This window comes from Buchnera aphidicola (Cinara curtihirsuta), from assembly GCF_900698895.1.
GTDB classification, from domain to species: Bacteria; Pseudomonadota; Gammaproteobacteria; order Enterobacterales; family Enterobacteriaceae; genus Buchnera_F; species Buchnera_F aphidicola_AX.
In genome coordinates, this window is sequence record NZ_LR217700.1 from 13,343 (window position 1) to 33,463 (window position 20,121).

General features: G+C 24.1%; 14 protein-coding genes and 4 tRNA genes. 4 read left to right on the top strand and 14 right to left on the bottom strand.

The annotated features are described in order from the left end of the window. The first annotated feature begins 140 nt into the window (after nucleotides 1-140). Nucleotides 141-710 (top strand): elongation factor P, encoded by a 570-nt coding sequence (gene efp / locus BUCICURT3053_RS00060; RefSeq protein ID WP_172598434.1) that lies wholly within the window; start codon nucleotides 141-143, stop codon nucleotides 708-710. Between the two features lie 23 nt (nucleotides 711-733). On the opposite strand, the gene dnaC is transcribed toward efp, so the two are convergent. After that, the gene (dnaC, locus tag BUCICURT3053_RS00065; RefSeq protein WP_154061004.1) at nucleotides 734-1,477 is read right to left on the bottom strand and encodes a DNA replication protein DnaC; all 744 of its coding nucleotides are present in this window, start codon (nucleotides 1,475-1,477) and stop codon (nucleotides 734-736) included. 282 nt (nucleotides 1,478-1,759) lie between these two features. Next, complete coding sequence (rsmD, locus tag BUCICURT3053_RS00070) at nucleotides 1,760-2,329, bottom strand: 16S rRNA (guanine(966)-N(2))-methyltransferase RsmD (protein WP_154061005.1); 570 nt, start codon at nucleotides 2,327-2,329, stop codon at nucleotides 1,760-1,762. A gap of 255 nt (nucleotides 2,330-2,584) precedes the next feature. On the opposite strand from rsmD, the gene ftsY reads away from it, so the two are divergent. From ftsY to metE, 3 genes are all read left to right on the top strand, one after another. Next, the gene (ftsY, locus tag BUCICURT3053_RS00075) at nucleotides 2,585-3,445 is read left to right on the top strand and encodes a signal recognition particle-docking protein FtsY (RefSeq protein ID WP_232037232.1); all 861 of its coding nucleotides are present in this window, start codon (nucleotides 2,585-2,587) and stop codon (nucleotides 3,443-3,445) included. An 86-nt stretch (nucleotides 3,446-3,531) separates the two neighbouring features. Further along, on the top strand, nucleotides 3,532-4,398 hold the full coding sequence (rpoH, locus tag BUCICURT3053_RS00080) for an RNA polymerase sigma factor RpoH (RefSeq protein ID WP_420021833.1): 867 nt from the start codon (nucleotides 3,532-3,534) through the stop codon (nucleotides 4,396-4,398). 793 nt (nucleotides 4,399-5,191) lie between these two features. Continuing rightward, nucleotides 5,192-7,474: a 5-methyltetrahydropteroyltriglutamate--homocysteine S-methyltransferase gene (metE, locus tag BUCICURT3053_RS00085; protein WP_154061008.1), complete on the top strand. Its 2,283-nt coding sequence runs from the start codon at nucleotides 5,192-5,194 to the stop codon at nucleotides 7,472-7,474. A gap of 202 nt (nucleotides 7,475-7,676) precedes the next feature. Here the strand turns inward: metE and rpoC are convergent, their stop codons facing one another. The 12 genes from rpoC to BUCICURT3053_RS00145 form a co-directional block, all read right to left on the bottom strand. Then, nucleotides 7,677-11,909, bottom strand: coding sequence for a DNA-directed RNA polymerase subunit beta' (rpoC, locus tag BUCICURT3053_RS00090; RefSeq protein WP_154061009.1), 4,233 nt, complete (start codon nucleotides 11,907-11,909; stop codon nucleotides 7,677-7,679). Nucleotides 11,910-11,992: 83 nt separating this feature from the next. Continuing rightward, nucleotides 11,993-16,024 carry a DNA-directed RNA polymerase subunit beta gene (rpoB, locus tag BUCICURT3053_RS00095; RefSeq protein ID WP_154061010.1) on the bottom strand — a complete coding sequence of 1,344 codons (4,032 nt, stop codon included), beginning with the start codon at nucleotides 16,022-16,024 and terminating at the stop codon, nucleotides 11,993-11,995. Nucleotides 16,025-16,247: 223 nt separating this feature from the next. Beyond that, the gene (gene rplL, locus BUCICURT3053_RS00100) at nucleotides 16,248-16,616 is read right to left on the bottom strand and encodes a 50S ribosomal protein L7/L12 (protein WP_154061011.1); all 369 of its coding nucleotides are present in this window, start codon (nucleotides 16,614-16,616) and stop codon (nucleotides 16,248-16,250) included. Between the two features lie 49 nt (nucleotides 16,617-16,665). Continuing rightward, nucleotides 16,666-17,157 carry a 50S ribosomal protein L10 gene (gene rplJ, locus BUCICURT3053_RS00105; RefSeq protein ID WP_154061012.1) on the bottom strand — a complete coding sequence of 164 codons (492 nt, stop codon included), beginning with the start codon at nucleotides 17,155-17,157 and terminating at the stop codon, nucleotides 16,666-16,668. Between the two features lie 174 nt (nucleotides 17,158-17,331). Next, nucleotides 17,332-18,021 carry a 50S ribosomal protein L1 gene (gene rplA, locus BUCICURT3053_RS00110; protein WP_154061013.1) on the bottom strand — a complete coding sequence of 230 codons (690 nt, stop codon included), beginning with the start codon at nucleotides 18,019-18,021 and terminating at the stop codon, nucleotides 17,332-17,334. Nucleotides 18,022-18,023: 2 nt separating this feature from the next. Further along, on the bottom strand, nucleotides 18,024-18,455 hold the full coding sequence (rplK, locus tag BUCICURT3053_RS00115; RefSeq protein ID WP_154061014.1) for a 50S ribosomal protein L11: 432 nt from the start codon (nucleotides 18,453-18,455) through the stop codon (nucleotides 18,024-18,026). A gap of 62 nt (nucleotides 18,456-18,517) precedes the next feature. Continuing rightward, nucleotides 18,518-19,060 carry a transcription termination/antitermination protein NusG gene (gene nusG, locus BUCICURT3053_RS00120; protein ID WP_154061015.1) on the bottom strand — a complete coding sequence of 181 codons (543 nt, stop codon included), beginning with the start codon at nucleotides 19,058-19,060 and terminating at the stop codon, nucleotides 18,518-18,520. Between the two features lie 3 nt (nucleotides 19,061-19,063). Next, a complete protein-coding gene (gene secE, locus BUCICURT3053_RS00125; protein ID WP_154061016.1) occupies nucleotides 19,064-19,450 on the bottom strand; it encodes a preprotein translocase subunit SecE in 387 nt (128 codons plus the stop codon). A 239-nt stretch (nucleotides 19,451-19,689) separates the two neighbouring features. Then, nucleotides 19,690-19,763, bottom strand: a tRNA-Thr gene (locus BUCICURT3053_RS00130). A 22-nt stretch (nucleotides 19,764-19,785) separates the two neighbouring features. Beyond that, a tRNA-Gly gene (locus BUCICURT3053_RS00135) sits at nucleotides 19,786-19,859 on the bottom strand. Nucleotides 19,860-19,869: 10 nt separating this feature from the next. Then, nucleotides 19,870-19,951, bottom strand: a tRNA-Tyr gene (locus BUCICURT3053_RS00140). A gap of 8 nt (nucleotides 19,952-19,959) precedes the next feature. Beyond that, nucleotides 19,960-20,032, bottom strand: a tRNA-Thr gene (locus tag BUCICURT3053_RS00145). Between the last annotated feature and the right edge of the window lie 89 nt (nucleotides 20,033-20,121).

Consider the following 20,121-nt stretch of genomic DNA (forward strand, 5'->3'; position numbering starts at 1 on the left):
TTTCTTATAAAGAAAATAAAAATTATTTAGTATTATAAATTTTTTTAATTATCTTCTTGTTCTCTGGAACTATTATTGTGAGAACAAGGAGGATATTTTGATTGTATTTATTATTAATGTATTTTGAGATAATATATATTATGACAGCATATAGTGGTAATTCTTTAAAATCTGGATTAAAAATTTTAATAAAAAATAATCCATATGAAGTTCAATATAGTGAGTTTATTAAACCGGGAAAAGGTCAGGCTTTTGTTAGAATTAAATTAAAAGAATTATTAACGAATAAAATATTAAATAAAACATTTAAAGCAACAGATACTTTTTATTCTACTGATGTTATAGAAATTGAATCCTTATATTTATATAATACTAGATATATTTGGGTATTTATGAATAAAAAAAATTTTGAACATATTCATGTTTTAAAAAAATTTTTATTTGGTTGTGAAAAATGGTTAACAAATCTTTCTATTTGCAAGATAACTTTATGGAATAATTCTCCTATTTCTGTATATACAGATAATTTTATTAATTTAAAAGTTAAAAATACGGATGTAGCAATACAAGGTGATACAGTTAATTTATCTACAAAATTAGTGAAATTAGAAACAGGTATTACTGTGCGTGTGCCTTTATTTATTAAAAAAGGTGATTTAATACGAATTGATACTCGTATTGGAAAATATGTTTCTCGTATAATTAGATAATTAATTTTATCTTTTAATTATAATTAATATTTTTTATTTTCATTTATATTCTTCCGATAGCTATTCCATTCGAATGTCAACCATAAACTATTTCCTAATCGCATTCTATCCATAACTCTTTCGCCTAATAAATTATTCATTCTTTTATAATCTAAGTTAGATAACATTCCTGTAGATTTTTTTGATGATGAACGTCTATCAATAATTTGATTAATAATTATTTTTTCATATCGAGATTCTGTTTGCATTCCGATTTCATCAATTATTAATAAATCTAAAATACATAAATTATGTAATAATTTTTTTTCTGTCATTTCATCTTTATTAAAAGATTTATTAAATGTTCCTTTTAAATTTGACATAAGATCTGCAATACTAATAATTAATACACTATTCCCGTTGGAAATTAAATAATTTCCAATTGCAGCAGCTAAATGGTTTTTCCCTGTTCCAGGTCGACCTGAAAAAATAAAGTTTGCAATACTGTTTTGAAAGTTTTTTGCGTATTTATTTGCTGCATAAAGTACTTTTTTATGACCTTCATGTTGTATATAGTAGTTTTTAAATGAACAGTTTATATATAACTCTTTTATTCCTGATCTACCTAATATTTTTTGTATTTTCATAGCTTTGTTTTTTTGAATTATAGATTTAGAATATTTTTTTCCTTGTTCTTGATTCCAAATTAATAATTCTTTATCATTATAAAATTTTGGCTGTATATATTTAGGCATTATTTTTTTTAATTTTATTAAAAGATTTTTCATTTATATTATTTTTTCCTTTAAATTTATTTTTATAGGTAAAAATATATACAATAGTTCAATTGAAAAAATATTATATATTTATTTTTATTGTTTTTATAAAAATTAATAATAAAAATATATATTGTATATTGTAATTTGTTGTTGTTTATGTAAAAATAGATTTTCTTGTATAAGAATATTATATTTTATTTTAAATATTATTGTTAGTATATATTTTATTTTTAATTGCATATATTTCTATTATTATAGAATAATTTTAATATTTTTTTTTATTAACTTTTTTTATATATTTTTATATTTATAGAATAATGATAATAAAACAATACCGATTTTTTTTTTTTTCATTAATTTCCAATTATTTGGTATATATATATTATTATCAGCATGTTCAATATATATTATTGAATTTTTTTGTGTCCAGTTATATTTTTCTAAATATATTATAGATTGATTTAATAATAATTTGTTATTAAATGGTGGATCTAAATAGATAATATCAAATGGATTTCCTTTTTTTTTTAACCATTTTTGTGTTTTTACATGTAATACAGATATATTTTTAATTAAAAATTTTTTTAATGTTTCTTTTATTCTTTTTACTAAAATATAATTTTTTTCTAATGCTATTACTGACTTAGCTGATCTAGATATTGATTCTATACTTAAACTACCGCTTCCAGAAAAACAGTCTAAGCATATTGAATTTTTAATATATTTTTGTAACCAGTTAAAAACTACTTGTTTAATACAGTTTCTAGTGGGGCGTATATTAGTTTTACTTATAGAATGTAGTACTCTTCCTTTAAATATTCCGCCAGTAATGCGGATTTTTTTTTGTTTTTTTGTTTTCATATTTATTGCTCTACTTAATAGAATTATTATTAATTTAAATTTTATTTTATGCATTATAATAAATAATGAGGTGTATATGTGTAGTAAAAAAAAAATTTTTTTTCTAGATTAAATATTTTTTCTAAAAAAAAAATATTAATTGAGTCTAAGCTTAAAGATACAAATAATTTAATTCATTCTAATAAATCTGTACCTAAAAACCAATTTTTTTCTTTTTTTAAAAATTCTTTACAAACAGCGAAAGATTTTTTTACTTTGAGTATAAAAAATATTTTTTCTAAAAAAAAATTAGATAAACGTATTTTTACAGAGTTAGAAAATTTATTATTATTATCTGATTTTGGAACTAGTTCTACTGAAAAAATATTATATATGTTTAAATTAGCTATTGAAAAAAATAATATTACGGAATCAACAGTAGCTGTAAGAATATTTAAGAAACAGTTATTAAATATGTTAAAAATAACTCAAAAAACAGATAGATATATTAATCCAAGCATGCCTTTTGTTATTTTAGTCATTGGTGTTAATGGGGTTGGAAAAACGACTACTATTGTAAAATTAGCGCATTACTATAAAAAATTAGGAAAAACTGTTCTTTTATCTGCTGGAGATACTTTTCGATCTGCTGCAATTGATCAATTAGTAGAATTAGGTTCAAAATATAATATTTCAGTTTTTTCAAAGGCATTAGGTTCTGATCCTGCTTCTGTTGTATTTGATTCTATTCAAAACGCAATAAAAAAAAAAATAGATATTTTAATTATTGATACTGCTGGCCGTTTGCATAATAAAAATCATTTAATTCAAGAATTACAAAAAATTAATCGAGTAATTGAAAAATTTTATTTAACTTCATTTTATGAAATATTTTTAGTTTTAGATGCCGGAATAGGTCAAAACTCAGTGCAACAAGCTAAAATTTTTTCTACTAATTTAAATATTACTGGATCTATTATAACAAAATTAGATGGAACAGCAAAAGGAGGTGTTATTTTTTCTATTTTTAGTGATTTACTGATTCCAGTTTGTTATATTTGTACAGGAGAAAAAATAACAGATTTTAAAATATTTAATAAAAAACAATTCATTAATAGTTTTCTTAATATTTATTAAATAATATGTATTTATCAATACCTACTGTGATTAATTGGTATGTTATTATATATCATGTATTTTATTTTTAGGATAAAATGAAAAAAATAAAAAATCAAATCAATACAATTAGTTTTTTTAATATTGGTAGTTTAGATGCTTATATTCGAATGGCAAATTCTTTTGCTATACTAACTTCAAAAAAAGAAAAGTTATTAGCAAAAAAGTTATTTTTTTACGGTGATATAGAATCTGCAAAATTATTAATTTTATCAAATTTACGTTTTGTAATTCATGTTGCAAAAAATTATTCAGGATATGGTTTACCGCAAGCAGATTTAATTCAAGAAGGAAATATTGGATTAATGAAAGCTATTAGAAGATTTAATCCAGATGTTAACGTTAGATTAGTATCTTTTGCTGTACATTGGATAAAATCTGAAATTCATGAGTATGTTTTAAAAAATTGGCGAATAGTTAAAGTCGCTACAACAAAAGCTCAACGAAAATTATTTTTTAATTTAAGAAAATCAAAAAAGAGATTAGGTTGGTTTAATCGTAATGAAATAGAAATTGTTGCTCGTGAATTAGGAGTTAGTAAAAGAGAAGTTAAAGAAATGGAAGCTCGCATGTCAGCTCAAGATATTACTTTTGATATTACTTCGAAAGATTCTTATACAGATTACTCTGTAAATAATTTACGTTCTTCTTTTTATTTAGAAGATAAAAAATCAAATTTTGCAGTTAAGGTAGAAAAGGAAAATTGGGCATCTCATGCTACTACCAAGTTAAGTAATGCTTTATTAGTTTTAGATGAAAGAAGTCAGCAAATTATTAAGCGGCGTTGGTTAGATCATAATGATTCTAAGATTACATTACAAGCAATTGCTCAGGATTACGGAATTTCAGCAGAAAGGGTTAGACAATTAGAAAAAAATGCAATGAAAAAATTAAAAATTGCTATTGAAGCATAATATTTTTTTAAATATGACTTAATATTTATAAGAATATTTTAATATCAAACTTTTTTATAATTTATTTTTTAATTATATAAATTAGATTATTTTAATAGATATTTCATTTTAAAAAAATGAATAATTTTCGTTATGTATAAAAATTTTTGATTTTATTAAAAAAAAATATAAAAATGTATTTTAATGTATTTAAAATAAATAATTTATTTTTTTAATAAAATATAATTTTTTTAAATAAAATAATTGATTTTTTTAATTATTACAAATTTTTCAAAAATACTATTGTTTTATTAAATTTTAAAAATTTTTTTTTTAAAAGAAAAATTATAAATTATATTAATAATTTTTTATAGAAAATATATTTAATTTTTTTAAATTTTTTTATTATTTTTATTTTTATTGAAATTTTAATAAATCATTTATAATGAATTTTTTATTCAATATTTATTAAATTTTTACATATATTTATTTTTTAAAATAAATAAAAATATTTTTAATTTTTTTTAAAGTGTATTTATAATAATGTTATATATATTCATAATATTATTATGCATATAATATTTATTAATATTCAGCTGTAATTAAAAAAATTTAATTTTTAAATTAAATAATTTTTTTTATTTAAATTTTTACATCCATTAACAGAGAATGCTATACAATTTATTTTTTTAAATTATAAATTCTTTTTTTTTAGTAAATATTATTATTTTTTTAATTTTATAAATATAAAATTTTTATTAATATTTATTTCAATAAATAAAATTTTTTAAAATAAAAATAGGAAAAAACATGTATGTCAATAAAAAATCATATACTAGGATTTCCTAGAATTGGTTTGTATCGTGAATTAAAAACTGCTCAAGAGAATTATTGGTCAAACAAAATTACATTAAATGAATTATTAATAGCTGGAAAGAAAATTAGAAAAAAAAATTGGAAAATTCAGATTAAAAGTGGTTTAGATTATGTTACAGTGGGTGATTTTTCCTGGTATGATCATGTTTTAAATATCAGCATGATGATTAATAATATACCTAAACGCCATCGTTTTGATGAAAAAGAGTTAAATTTAGACACTTTATTTCGTGTAGCTAGAGGTTCTAAGTTAACTAATAAAAATTGTTCAGCATCAGAGATGACAAAATGGTTTAATACTAATTATCATTATATTGTTCCTGAATTTACTAATAATCAAAATTTTTATTTTTCTTGGAAACAAATTATTGAAGAAGTTGATGAAGCTTTATCTTTAGGATATTCAGTAAAACCCGTTTTGTTAGGTCCTTTAACTTATTTATGGTTAGGCAAAGTAAAGGGAATTTATTTTAATAAATTAGATCTTTTAGAAAAAATATTACCTATTTATCAAGAAGTATTATTAGAGTTAAGTTATAGAAAAGTTGAATGGATACAAATAGATGAACCAATTTTAGTTTTAGACCTTCCGAAGGATTGGAAGAAATCATTTAAATTATCATATAATATATTAAATCAAAATAAAATAAAAATTTTGTTAGCTACATATTTTGGTGATATACATCATAATTTAGAGATAATTAACAATTTACCTATTCATGGTTTACATATTGATTTAATTTCTGGAAAATATAATTTATCTCAATTACATAATTATGTAAATAATAATTTTTTATTATCATTAGGAATAATTAGTGGTCGTAATATTTGGAAAGCAAATCTTCTTGAGTGGTTTAATAAATTAAAACCTTTTATGAATTTTAAAAATACATTTTGGATCAGTTCTTCATGTTCCTTATTACATGTTCCTGTGGATGTATCTATAGAAGATAATTTAACAGATTTTGTAAAATCATGGTTTTCTTTTGGTGTTCAAAAATGTTTAGAATTATCTATTTTATCTCGTGTATTAAATAAAAAATTAGATATACAAGAATTACATAATTGGATAAAACCAATTTATGCATATAGATCTTCTAATATTGTTAATAATGTAGTTGTTCAAAAACGTGTTTCAAAAATTTCTTTAGATCAAATAAAAAGAAAAAATAGTTTTTTTATACGCTCTAAAATTCAGAAAAAAAAATTAAATTTACCAATATTACCAACAACTACTATCGGCTCTTTTCCACAAACTAAAGAAATTAGAAAATTAAGATTAGATTATAATAATAAAATAATTAATCAGTTAGATTATGAAAGAGAGATTAAAATACATATTAAAAATAATATAATTCAACAAGAAAAATTAGGTTTAGATGTATTAGTTCATGGTGAACCTGAACGTAATGATATGGTAGAGTATTTTAGTGAATATTTAGAGGGTTTTGTATTTACTAAATATGGTTGGGTACAAAGTTATGGTTCTCGGTGTGTTAAGCCGCCAATTATTGTAGGAGATATTAGTCGAATTACTCCAATTACAGTAAAATGGTCTAAATTTGCTCAATCTCTAACTAAAAAACCAGTAAAAGCTATGTTGACTGGTCCAGTAACAATTTTATGCTGGTCATTTCCTAGAGAAGACGTTTCTAAAGAAAATATATCTAAACAGATTGCTTTAGCTTTACAAGATGAAGTATTGGATTTAGAAAAATCTGGTATTAATATAATTCAAATTGATGAACCTGCTTTACGAGAGGGATTGCCGTTAAGAAAAAAAGAATGGAATGATTATTTATCTTGGTCTGTAAAATCATTTCAATTATGCTCATTTGGAGTAAAAGATAGTACTCAAATTCATACACATATGTGTTATTGTGAATTTAATGACATTATGTCTTCTATAGTAGATTTAGATGCTGATGTTATTACTATTGAAACATCTCGATCTGATATGGAATTATTAGAATTCTTTAAAACATTCAAATATCCGAATGATATTGGTCCCGGGGTTTATGATATTCACTCTCCAAATATACCTACTGTAAGATGGATAGAAAAATTATTAATTAAAGCTTTAAAGTATATATCATTAGAACAATTATGGGTTAACCCGGATTGTGGTTTAAAAACTCGTAATTGGGTAGAAACATCATTAGCGTTACAGAATATGGTACAAGCCACTATAAATATTCGAAAGAATTTTTTAAAAAAATAAATTTAAATTTTTTATTCCACTTAATGCAATCTTTTTTATTGGTTGTATTTAGTGGTAAATTAAGTAGTAGTTATTCTGATAGCGCGTACTTAATAATTTATTAAGTATTTTTTATTTTTTTGTTTTTATAAAAATTAAAAGTATATTTTTAATTTTATATAAAAATATATCGAGCTGTTTGTAATATCAGCTCGAATTTTTTTTATATTCTGTTATTGATATTTTCTGTAGAATTTAATAGTTCAGATAAATTTGCAGCGGCTTCTTCTGCGCTAATAGAAGTTTTATTGTTTTTTTTGTTAGAAGAATTTTTTATTCTATTTTTTAATCTTTGTTTGTGGTATTGATATCCAGTTCCAGCTGGAATTAATCGTCCAACAATAACATTTTCTTTTAATCCGCGTAATTTATCTTTTTTCCCTGCAACAGACGATTCTGTTAATACTCGAGTAGTTTCTTGAAATGATGCTGCTGAAATAAATGATTCTGTAGCTAATGATGCTTTAGTGATACCTAATAAATCTCGAGAAAATGTAGCTATTTTTTTTTTGTTTTTTTTTATTTTTTTATTTTCTAGTATTATTCGTGAATATTCTATTTGTTCTCCTTTTAAAAAGGGGGAATCACCAGAATTTATAATTGTTGCTTTTCTTAACATTTGTCTAATTATTACTTCAATGTGTTTATCATTAATTTTAACTCCTTGTAATCTATAAACTTCTTGAACTTCATTTACTATATAATTTGTAACAGATTGTATTCCTCTTAATCTTAAAATATCATGAGGTGATTCAGGTCCATCTGAAATAATATCTCCTTTTTCTACTCTTTCTCCTTCAAAAACATTTAGTTGTCTCCATTTAGGAATCATTTCTTCATAAGTATTATTTCCATTTGGAGGTGTAAGAATTAATCTTCTTTTACCTTTTGTTTCTTTTCCAAATGAAACAATTCCATTTATTTCAGCTAAAATAGCAAGTTCTTTTGGTTTTCTTGCTTCAAATAAATCAGCTACTCTTGGTAGTCCACCAGTAATATCTTTTGTTCCTACTGATTCTTGTGGAACTCTAGCTAATGTATCTCCTGAAGATATTTTTATTCCATTATCTAGCTGTATAATAGATTTTCCTGGTAAAAAGTATTGAGCGGGCATTTCAGTTCCAGGGATAAATACATCCAAACCGTTTTTATCTATAATTTTGAGTGATGGTTTTAAATCTTTTCCTTGTATATTTCTCTCAGATTGATCTAAAATTACTATAGAAGATAAGCCTGTTAATTCATCGTTTTGTTTTGTAATACTTTGTCCGTCAATCATATCAATGAATTTAATATATCCGCTTACTTCAGTAATAACAGGAATAGTATGGGGATCCCATGTAGCAATTATTTCACCTGCATAAACTTTTTTTCCTTCCCCTTTTGTTAAAATAGATCCATAAGGTATTTTATAACTTTCTTGTGTTTTTCCTAGTTTGTCCAATAATTTTAGTTCAACATTTCTAGAAGTAATAACAATTTTTCCGTTAGAGTTAATTACTGATTTTGCTTGATTTAAATGAATTATTCCGTTTTTTCGGATTCTAATACTTGATTCAGAAGCTACCTTTGAAGCTGCACCACCAATGTGGAATGTTCGCATGGTTAACTGTGTTCCTGGTTCACCAATAGATTGTGCAGCAATAACCCCTATTGCTTCTCCTTTATTAACTAATTTCCCTCTAGCTAAATCACGTCCATAGCAATATGCACATACTCCAAAAGTTGTTTCACAGTGTACTACTGATCTTACTTTAATAGTATCAATAGAATTTTTTTCTAACATATTACATAATTTTTCATTTAGTAGCGTATTATGTGGTATCATAATTTTAATAGAATCTAAATAATAAATATTTTCTACAGTAATTCGACCTAATACTCTTTCTTTTAATGATTCTTTAACGTCTCCTCCTTCAATTAATGAACTCATTAATATTCCTTTTCGAGTTTTACAGTCAGTTTCCGTAACTACTAAATCTTGTGCTACATCTACCAGCCTTCTAGTTAAATAACCTGAATTTGCTGTTTTTAATGCTGTATCAGCTAATCCTTTTCTTGCTCCGTGTGTAGAAATAAAATATTGTAATACATTTAATCCCTCTCTAAAATTTGCTGTTATAGGTGTTTCTATAATTGATCCATCGGGTTTTGCCATTAATCCTCGCATTCCTGCTAACTGTCGTATTTGTGCGGCAGAACCTCTAGCTCCTGAATCAGCCATAATAAAAATATTATTAAAAGATTTTTGTATTATTTTTTTTTGATAATTGTCATATAAAATATCATATGATAAATTTTTCATCATAGCTTTAGCAATATTTTCATTTGCTGTCGCCCAGATATCTATTACTTTATTATATCGTTCACTTACTGTTACTAATCCTGTTTGAAATTGTTTATGTATTTCTGATACTTCTTTTTCTGCTTCAAAAATAATATTTGTTTTTTCTTTTGGAATAATAATGTCATTTATACCAACGGATACGCCGGATTTTGCTGCATATGAAAATCCAATATACATGATTTGATCAGCTAAATTTACTGTATCTTTTAATCCTAATATTCTATAACAAGTATTTAAAATTTTAGATATATCTGTTTTTTTTAATGTTTTATTTATAATGTTAAACGGTAATCCTTTTGGTATTATTGTCCAAAATATCGCTCTTCCTATTGTAGTCTTTATTATTTTCTTTTGTTTTATAAAATTATTTTTATCGTCTTTAATATATTCATGTATACGAACGTTAACAATAGAATGTAAATCTACCGCGCCTAGATAATACATTCGCTCAGCTTCTTTTGAAGAAGATAGTAACATATTTTCTCCTTTTCCATTATGTTTTTGTCTTGTCATGTAATATATACCTAAAATTACATCTTGAGATGGAACAATAATGGGTTCCCCATTTGCCGGTGAAAGTATATTTTTTGTTGACATCATTAATAATCTAGCTTCTATTTGAGCAGATTTTGTTAATGGAATATGAATTGCCATTTGATCGCCATCAAAATCAGCATTATAGGCAGCGCATACTAAAGGATGTAATTGTATTGCTTTTCCTTCAATTAACATTGGTTCGAATGCTTGAATTCCTAATCGATGTAATGTTGGCGCTCTATTTAATAAAATAGGATGTTTATGAATAATTTCATCTAGTATATCCCATACAATAGGTTCTTCTTGTTCTACCATTTTTTTTGCAGATTTTATAGTAGTAGCAAGATTTTTTTTTTCTAATTTTCCATATATAAAAGGTTTAAATAGTTCTAATGCCATTTTTTTAGGTATACCACATTGATTTAAACGTAGATAAGGGCCTACTGTAATTACAGATCTACCGGAATAATCTACTCTTTTTCCTAATAGATTTTGTCTAAATCTACCTTGCTTTCCTTTTATCATATCAGCTAAAGATTTGAGAGGTCTTTTATTTGAACCAGTAATTGACCTCCCGCGTCTTCCATTATCTAATAAAGCATCAATTGATTCTTGTAACATTCTTTTTTCATTTTTAACAATAATGTCGGGAGCAGAAAGCTCTAATAAACGTTTTAATCGATTATTTCTATTAATAACTCTCCTATATAAATCATTTAAATCAGATGTAGCAAATCTACCTCCATCTAGTGGAACTAACGGTCTAAGATCCGGAGGTAATATCGGAAGAACAGTTAGAATCATCCATTCCGGTTTATTTTTAGAAGATATTAATGATTCAATTAATTTAATTCTTTTTGTCATTTTTTTTCTTTTTGTTTCTGAATTTATTTTTAATACTTCTTTTTTTAATTGAATACATGTGTTTTTTAAATCCATTTTTTTTAAAATTTTTTGTATTGCTTCTGCTCCCATTTGAGCTTCAAATTCGTCTCCAAATTCATTAATAGCATGTATATACTGATCTTCTGTTAAAACTTGATATTTTTCTAAATTTGTCATACCTGGTTCTATAATTACGTATGATTCAAAATATAATACTCTTTCTATGTCTCTTAGAGGCATATCAATTAGTAAACCAATTCGTGAAGGTAATGATTTTAAGAACCAGATATGCGCTATAGGAGAAGCTAATTCGATATGACCCATTCTTTCTCTACGAACTTTACTTTGAGTAACTTCAACACCACATTTTTCGCAAACTACCCCTCTATGTTTTAAGCGTTTGTATTTACCACATAAACATTCATAATCTTTTATAGGTCCAAATATACGAGCACAAAACAATCCATCACGTTCAGGTTTAAAAGTTCGATAATTTATTGTTTCTGGTTTTTTAACTTCCCCAAAAGACCATGATCGTATAATTTCAGGTGAAGCTAATGAAATTTTAATAGAATCGAATTCTTCATTTTTTGTGTTATTTTTAAAAAATTTTAATGTATCTTTCATGGATTATTCTTATAAATATATGAATAGTTAATATTTTAGGTTTTTGATGAGATTTATTTTTATATTTTTTTTATATTAATATTTTAATCGTTATTTAATTCAATATTTATTCCTAAAGAACGTATTTCTTTTATTAATACATTAAATGATTCAGGCATTCCTGGTTCCATTTGATATTTTCCACTAACTATATTTTTATACATTTTAGTTCTTCCTGTAACATCATCAGATTTTACTGTTAACATTTCTTGTAATATATGGGAAGCTCCATATGCTTCCAATGCCCAAACTTCCATTTCTCCAAATCTTTGCCCTCCAAATTGCGCCTTTCCACCTAAAGGTTGTTGTGTTATTAAGCTATACGATCCTGTAGATCTAGCATGCATTTTATCATCTACTAAATGATTAAGTTTTAACATATACATATATCCTACTGTAATTTTTCTTTCAAATTTTTCTCCGGTCCGCCCATCAAATAAAGTTATTTGTCCTGAAGTAGGTAAATTACCCATTTTTAATAGTTCTTGTATTTCTTTTTCATTTACTCCATCAAAAACTGGTGTTGCAATTGGCATTCCGTTACATAAGTTTTTTGCTAATTGCAATATTTCCTTGTCAGAAAAATTTTCTAATTTAACTTTTTGATTTGTTTTATCTCCAAGATTATATGCTTTTTGTAAAAATTGACGAATTTTATATATTTTTTTATGTTTTTTTAACATTTTATTTATAATATTTCCAATTCCTTTTGCAGCTAAACCTAAATGTGTTTCAAGAATTTGACCTAAATTCATACGTGATGGTACACCTAATGGATTTAATACAATATCTATTGGTACTCCTTCTTTATCATAAGGCATATCTTCAACAGGATTAATTTTAGATACGACTCCTTTATTTCCATGTCTTCCAGCCATTTTATCGCCGGGTTGTATTTTTCTTTTTACTGCTAAATATACTTTAACAATTTTTAAAATTCCTGGAGATAATTCATCACCTTTTTTTATTTTTTTATTTTTATCTTCTATTTTTTTTGTAAATTTCTTTTTTAATTTTTTATATTGTTTTTCTAATTTTTTTATTTCTTTTTTTTTATAATTAGATTCTTTAGAATAATTTTTAAAATAATTATCTAAAGAAGTCATATTTATTTTGTTTTTTTTTATACCTGATTTAATTAATATTTTCTTTATTCTCATAATAATATTGATTTCAAATATTTTTAGTTCTTCTGTTAAATTATTTTTTGCTTTTTTTAATAACATTTCTTCTATTTCTAGTGTACGTTGATCTTTTTTTATTCCATCTCTAGTAAATATTTGTACATCAATTATAGTTCCATTTACTCCGTTAGGAACACGTAATGAAGAATCTTTTACATCTGAAGCTTTTTCTCCAAAAATAGCTCTTAATAATTTTTCTTCGGGTGTTAATTGTGTTTCGCCTTTAGGTGTTACTTTTCCCACCAAGACATCCCCGCTAGATACATCTGCTCCTATATATACAATTCCTGAAGAATCTAATTTTGATAATGCTGATTCACCTACATTTGGTATATCAGCAGTTATTTCTTCCAAACCTAATTTAGTATCTCGACAAATACATGACAATTCTTGAATATGAATGGTCGTAAATCGATCTTCTTTGACAACTTTTTCTGATATAAGAATTGAATCTTCAAAGTTATATCCATTCCATGGCATAAAAGCTACTCGCATATTTTGTCCTAAAGCTAATTCTCCTAAATCAGTAGCGGGTCCATCTGCTAATACATCACCTTTTTTAATTTTATCATTTAGAGAAACACAAGGTATTTGATTAATACAGGTATTTTGATTTGATCGGGTATATTTTGTTAAATTATATATATCTATACCAGATTGATATGCATTAATTTTTTTTTCGTTTACATTTATAACTATTTTTGATGCATCAACATATTGTATAGTTCCACTTCTTTTAGCAATGACTGTTACACCTGAATCAATTGCTACTGATCTTTCCATTCCCGTTCCTACTAATGGTTTTTCTGGTTTTACAGTAGGAACAGCTTGTCTTTGCATATTAGCTCCCATAAGGGCTCTATTAGCATCATTATGTTCTAAAAACGGTATTAACGATGCTCCAACTGAAACTATTTGTTGTGTTGAAACATCCATATAATGGACTTGTTTTTTATGAAATAAACCAAATTCTCCTTTATGTCTACATATAACGAAATTTTCACAAAACTGACCGTTTTCATTGATTTTTGTATTAGCTTGTGCAATAATATAATTTCCTTCTTCAATAGCAGATAAATATTTAATATCACAGGTAACTATATTATTTATTATTTTTCTATAAGGAGTTTCTAAAAAACCATATTGATTAGTTCTTGCATATATTGATAAAGAATTAATTAATCCTATATTAGGTCCTTCTGGTGTTTCTACTGGACAGACTCTTCCGTAGTGTGTAGGGTGAACATCCCTGACTTCAAAACCAGCTCTTTCTCTTGTTAATCCTCCAATTCCTAATGCTGAAATTCTACGTTTATGTGTAATTTCTGATAAAGGGTTATTTTGATCCATAAATTGAGATAATTGACTTGATCCGAAAAATTCTTTTATTGCAGAAGATATAGGTTTTGCATTAATAATATCCTGTGGCATTAATATATCTAAATCACTTAATGACAATCTTTCTCTTACCGCTCTTTCTACTCTAATTAATCCGACTCTAAATTGATTTTCTACCATTTCTCCAACTGATCGCACGCGACGATTTCCTAAATGATCAATATCATCTATTTCTCCTTTTCCATTACGAATATTAATCAATTTTTTTATTACCTCAAGAATATCATTTTTATCTAATGTTCCAGGTCCGCATTTTTCTGTACGATTTAAAGATTTATTAAATTTCATTCGACCAACTGGAGATAAATCATATCTTTCTTTAGAGAAAAAAAGATTATTAAATAAATTTTCAGTAGCTTCTTTAGTAGGTGGCTCTCCAGGTCTCATCATTCTGTATATTTCTATTAACGCAGTATTTTGATCTTTTGTAGAATCAATTCGTAATGTATCTGAAATATATGATCCGTGATCAAAATCATTAATAAATAAAACACATATTTTTTTATAACCGAACTTTTTAATTTTTTTGAAATCTTCTTTTGTTAATTTTGTATTTGCTTTAATAAATATTGTTCCATTTTTAGGATCAATATAATTTTTACTAATTATTTTACCGTAAATATATTCTTTCGGCACTTTTATTGAGGTAACACAGTCTTTTTCTAATTCGATAATATTCTGTGTTGTTACTCTTTTTCCTTTTTTTAAGTATACTTTTTTATTTTTTATGATATTAAATGGTATAATTTCTCCGCGTAATCTTTTTGGAATTAAATCCATTTTGATTGAATTTTTTTTTATATAAAAAATATCATTTTTAAAAAAAATTTTAAGTATATCTTCTGTATTAAATTTTAGAGCTCGTAGTATTATAGTAATTGGAATTTTTCTTCGACGATCTATTCGTGCAAATAGATTATCTTTAGAATCAAATTCAAAATCTAACCATGACCCTCTATAAGGTATAATTCTTGCGTTATATAATATTTTCCCTGATGAGTGTGATTTTCCTTTATCACTGTCAAAAAAAACACCAGGACTTCTATGTAATTGTGAAACAACAACTCTTTCTGTGCCATTAATAATAAATGTTCCATTTTTTGTCATTAAAGGTAGTTCACCCATATATACTTCTTGTTCTTTAATATTTTTAACAATAGTATTATTTGATTCTTTTTCGTATATAATTAATTGTAGTTTTACTCTTAATGGAACTGAATATGTTGTACCTCTCGTTTGAGATTCTTGTACATCAAATGTTTTTTTTCCTAAATTATATGAAATATATTTTAATTCAGTAGATCCGTTATAACTATAAATAGGAAAAATTGATTGAAATGCAGCCTCTAATCCTTCATGATTACTTTTTTTTGATTGGATAAAATTTTTAAATGAATCTATTTGAATAGATAATAGATAAGGAATATCTAAAATATTTTTTTGTTTACCAAAATTTTTTCGGATGCGTTTTTTTTCAGTATGAGAGTAAACCATTGTTTCCTTAGTGTATTATTATAATTTTAAATAATTTTTTATATAATTATTTTGTATATAAATGTTTATTAAATTTAAAAATAAATATTTTTTTGGATTTTATTGAATTTTTTGTTGCTTTTATTAAATATATTATATTATATTATAGTAATTATGAGAACTGGTGACTTATAAATCACCAGTCATTAGTTAGGTGTTAATTCTAATTTTAAATTATTTAGTTTTATATTATTTCTGCTGTAGCACCAGAATCTATAAGAGTTTTTTTTAAACTTTCTGCATTTTCTTTTGTTATATTTTCTTTAATAAGAGTGGGTGCTGATTCTACTAGATCTTTGGATTCTTTTAACCCCAATCCAGTAGTACTTCGTATTATTTTAATAATTGAAACTTTATTACTTCCTATAGAAATTAATTTTACATTAAATAATACTTTTTCTTCTTTTTTATTTTTTGAAGAATCTTGTTTTATATTTAATGGAATATTTGATGAAATATCAAATTTTTTTTCTATTGCAGAAATTAATTGCATAATTTCTTTTACTGACATATTAGAGATAGTATCTAAAATTTCTTCTTTAGTAATTGACATGATTATTATATCCAAATTAGTTAAGAATATATTTAAAAAAATTAGATTATTATGTTGATTTGTGAGTGATTTGATTAAGTAATCGTAGGAATTTTCCTAATGATATTTCTTTTAATATTATTATAAATTTAAGGATAGATTCGATATGTGTTGGTAGTGTAGCTAAATCATGAATTTCTTTTAGATCAAGTATTTTATTTTCGTAAATTGCATTTTTTATTTTAAAATCTGTATTTTTTTTATTAAATTCTATAAATAATCTACTTGCGCTGCCTGGATGTTGAAGAGAAAATGCAATTAAGTTTGGTCCTTTCAATATTTCAATAAGTTTAGAAAAAATTGTTTTTTTTAAAGATTTTTTTAGTAAAGTATTTCTAGTTAAATAAATTTTTACATGAAATTTTTTAGCTTTTTTACGTAATATGTTAATTTTATTTACTTCAATTTTTGATGGATTTGCTGTTATTATAGATAATGATTTTTTTGCAATTGTATTAATTTTTTTAATTATATCTTGTTTTTTATTACGATTTAACGCCATTTTTTTATCCTATTTTTAATGATGTTTATAAACAATTATAAATAATTTATATTATAAATTTAAGGATAGAAGGCATTTAAATTTTTTATGAAATTTTCATATATCATTGATTATTTTTTAAAAAAAATATTTTTTATATAAAATATAATTGATTTAATTAATAAAAATATGATTTTATAAAGATAGATGATCAATATTTATTCCCGGACCCATAGTAGTCGATATACTAATTTTTTTATAATAAATTCCTTTTAATTGGGCTGGTTTAGATTGTTTAATAGAGTGGTACAATGCTAAAAAATTTTCATATAAATTTTTATTAGAGAAATTTATTTTTCCAAAATTACTATGTATAATACCATTTTTATCATTTTTATAATTTATTTTCCCTTTTCTTGCATCTTTTATTGATTTTTTTATATTTTTAGTAACAGTTCCAAATTTTGGGTTGGGCATAATACCTCTAGGTCCTAATATTGGTCCTAATTTTCCAACTAATTCCATTGCTTCTGGTGAAGCAATTATTAAATCAAATTTAATTTTTTGTTTTTTTATAATATTAGCTAAATCTTCCATTCCTACAAAATCTGCTCCATATGATTGAGCTATTTTTATATTTTTTCCAGTAGTAAAAACTGCTATTTTTATTTTTTTTCCTGTTCCGTGAGGCAATATAACAGACCCACGGACATTTTGTTCAGATTTTTTAGGATTAATATTTAAATTAAACGCTACGTCTATGCTTTCTATAAAATTTGCTGGTTTTATTTTTTTTAATATTTCTATAGCTTTATTTATTTTATAATTTTTTTTTTTTTTTTTTTTTTTTTGATTGAATTGCTTTTTTTTTGATTTTTCTTTCATTTTTATTCCTTTATTACTGTAATTCCCATAGAACGAGCAGTTCCTTCAATAGTTTTTTCTATTTGAATAATATTTGATCCTGTCATATCTACCATTTTTTGTTTAGCAATTTGGTTGATTTGTTTTTTTGTAATATGACCAATAATATCATGTTTAGGTTTTTTCGATCCATGTTTAATATTTAAGCATCTTTTTAATAATATTGAGGCAGGAGGTGTTTTAATTATAAAAGTAAATGATTTATCGGCATAAACAGTTATAATAACTGGAGTTGGAATTCCTTTTTCTAATTTAGATGTTTGTAAATTAAAATTTTTACAGAACTCCATGATGTTTACTCCCTTTTGTCCTAAAGCTGGACCTACTGGAGGGCTAGGATTAGCCATTCCAGATAGTACTTGTAATTTTATATATGCTGTAATTTTTTTAGTCATAATTCTTCTTGTAATTAAGTAAACAATTTTATAAAAATAAAATTGTTTTTAATTTGTTTTATTCAATATTTTTCAACCTGTCTGAAGTTTAGTTCAACAGGAGTTGACCGTCCAAATATTGATACAGACACTCTTAACCTGTTCTTCTCGTAGTCAACGGTTTCGACAATGCCATTAAAATCTGAAAAGGGGCCATCATTAACACGGATATTTTCTCCTGGTTCAAATATTTTTTTTGGTCGAGGTTTATCGCCAATTTTTTTTATTTTTTTTAGAATAATATTTATTTCATTACTATTAATAGGTGTTGGTTTTTCAGAAGAGCTACCTATAAAACCTAATACTTTAGGTAAACTTTTTATTAAATGCCAACTATAGTTGTTCATAATCATTTCAATTAAAATATATCCTGGAAAAAATTTATAATCACTTTTTTTTCTTTTTCCTTTTTTAATTTCTATTACTTCTTCAGATGGAACAATTACTTGTCCGAATATATTTTTCATTTTTTTTATTTTTTCATTATTTAATATAGATTGTGCAACTCTATTTTCAAATCCTGAAAAAGATTGAAGAACATACCATTTTTTTTTTTCTACATACAATTTCTATAACCTCAGTGAAAATATATAAGATATTATACGAAGTATAATTCCATCTATTATCCATAAAAATATAGATGTTAATATTATTAATAATATAACAATTCCTGTTGTTTGTGCTGTTTCTTTAAAAGAAGGCCAAACAATATTTAATAATTCTAATTTTATTTCATTAATGAATATAAGTATTTTTTTACTTAAAATTGTATGAAAAAATATTTTTAATAATATTATAAATAATGTACTAAAAAAAATTATTTTTAATGTTTTTGATAATTTATATAAAAAAAAAATATAAGTTAAAATTATTGATGAAATTATAGTAATTATGCAAAACCATTTTATTTTTTCTTTATGGTTCATATATATTTGATATATGTTATAAATATGCATAATTATAGTTCTCTTATAAAGGTAAATTTTTTTTTCAAAAAATTATTTATAATATATCATAATATTTTTTTTAAAATAAATAAATTATTATTTTTTAAAAAAAATAATAATAAAATTTTTTTAAATTTTAAATATTAAATATAAATTTATTTTATATAAAATAATAAATATTTTCAATTAATTAAAAATATATTTTTTTTTATTTATTTTTAGTAATTTATAAAACATAATTTTTATTATGCTGACACCTAGATTTGAACTAGGGACCTCATTCATACCAAGAATGTGCTCTACCAAACTAAGCTATATCAGCTTTTTATACATAATTTTATATAAAGCGGTCAGCGGGAATTGAACCCGCATCATCAGCTTGGAAGGCTGAGGTAATATCCTTTATACGATGCCCGCTTTTTATTTTATGGTGGGAGAAGGATTCGAACCTTCGAAGTCAATGACGTCAGATTTACAGTCTGCTCCCTTTAACCGCTCGGGAATCCCACCTATATTTTTGCCGGCTACCGGAATTGAACTGGTGACCTACTGATTACAAGTCAGTTGCTCTACCTTCTGAGCTAAGCCGGCTATAAAATTATATTATAATATTTTTTATTTATATTAATTAATATATTTTTAAATAAATAAAATTAATAATTATTTATATAAAATAATAT

Excerpts from the sequence above, each read along its gene's own strand:
- rplJ (WP_154061012.1), bottom strand. The coding sequence starts at position 17,157 with ATGGCGTTAAATCGTAATAAAAAACAAGATATAATTAAAAAAATTAAT.
- rpoC (WP_154061009.1), bottom strand. The coding sequence starts at position 11,909 with ATGAAAGATACATTAAAATTTTTTAAAAATAACACAAAAAATGAAGAA.
- rplA (WP_154061013.1), bottom strand. The coding sequence starts at position 18,021 with ATGAAAGAAAAATCAAAAAAAAAGCAATTCAATCAAAAAAAAAAAAAA.
- metE (WP_154061008.1), top strand. The coding sequence starts at position 5,192 with ATGTCAATAAAAAATCATATACTAGGATTTCCTAGAATTGGTTTGTAT.
- rpoB (WP_154061010.1), bottom strand. The coding sequence starts at position 16,024 with ATGGTTTACTCTCATACTGAAAAAAAACGCATCCGAAAAAATTTTGGT.
- secE (WP_154061016.1), bottom strand. The coding sequence starts at position 19,450 with ATGCATATTTATAACATATATCAAATATATATGAACCATAAAGAAAAA.
- dnaC (WP_154061004.1), bottom strand. The coding sequence starts at position 1,477 with ATGAAAAATCTTTTAATAAAATTAAAAAAAATAATGCCTAAATATATA.
- rplL (WP_154061011.1), bottom strand. The coding sequence starts at position 16,616 with ATGTCAATTACTAAAGAAGAAATTTTAGATACTATCTCTAATATGTCA.
- efp (WP_172598434.1), top strand. The coding sequence starts at position 141 with ATGACAGCATATAGTGGTAATTCTTTAAAATCTGGATTAAAAATTTTA.
- rplK (WP_154061014.1), bottom strand. The coding sequence starts at position 18,455 with ATGACTAAAAAAATTACAGCATATATAAAATTACAAGTACTATCTGGA.
- rsmD (WP_154061005.1), bottom strand. The coding sequence starts at position 2,329 with ATGAAAACAAAAAAACAAAAAAAAATCCGCATTACTGGCGGAATATTT.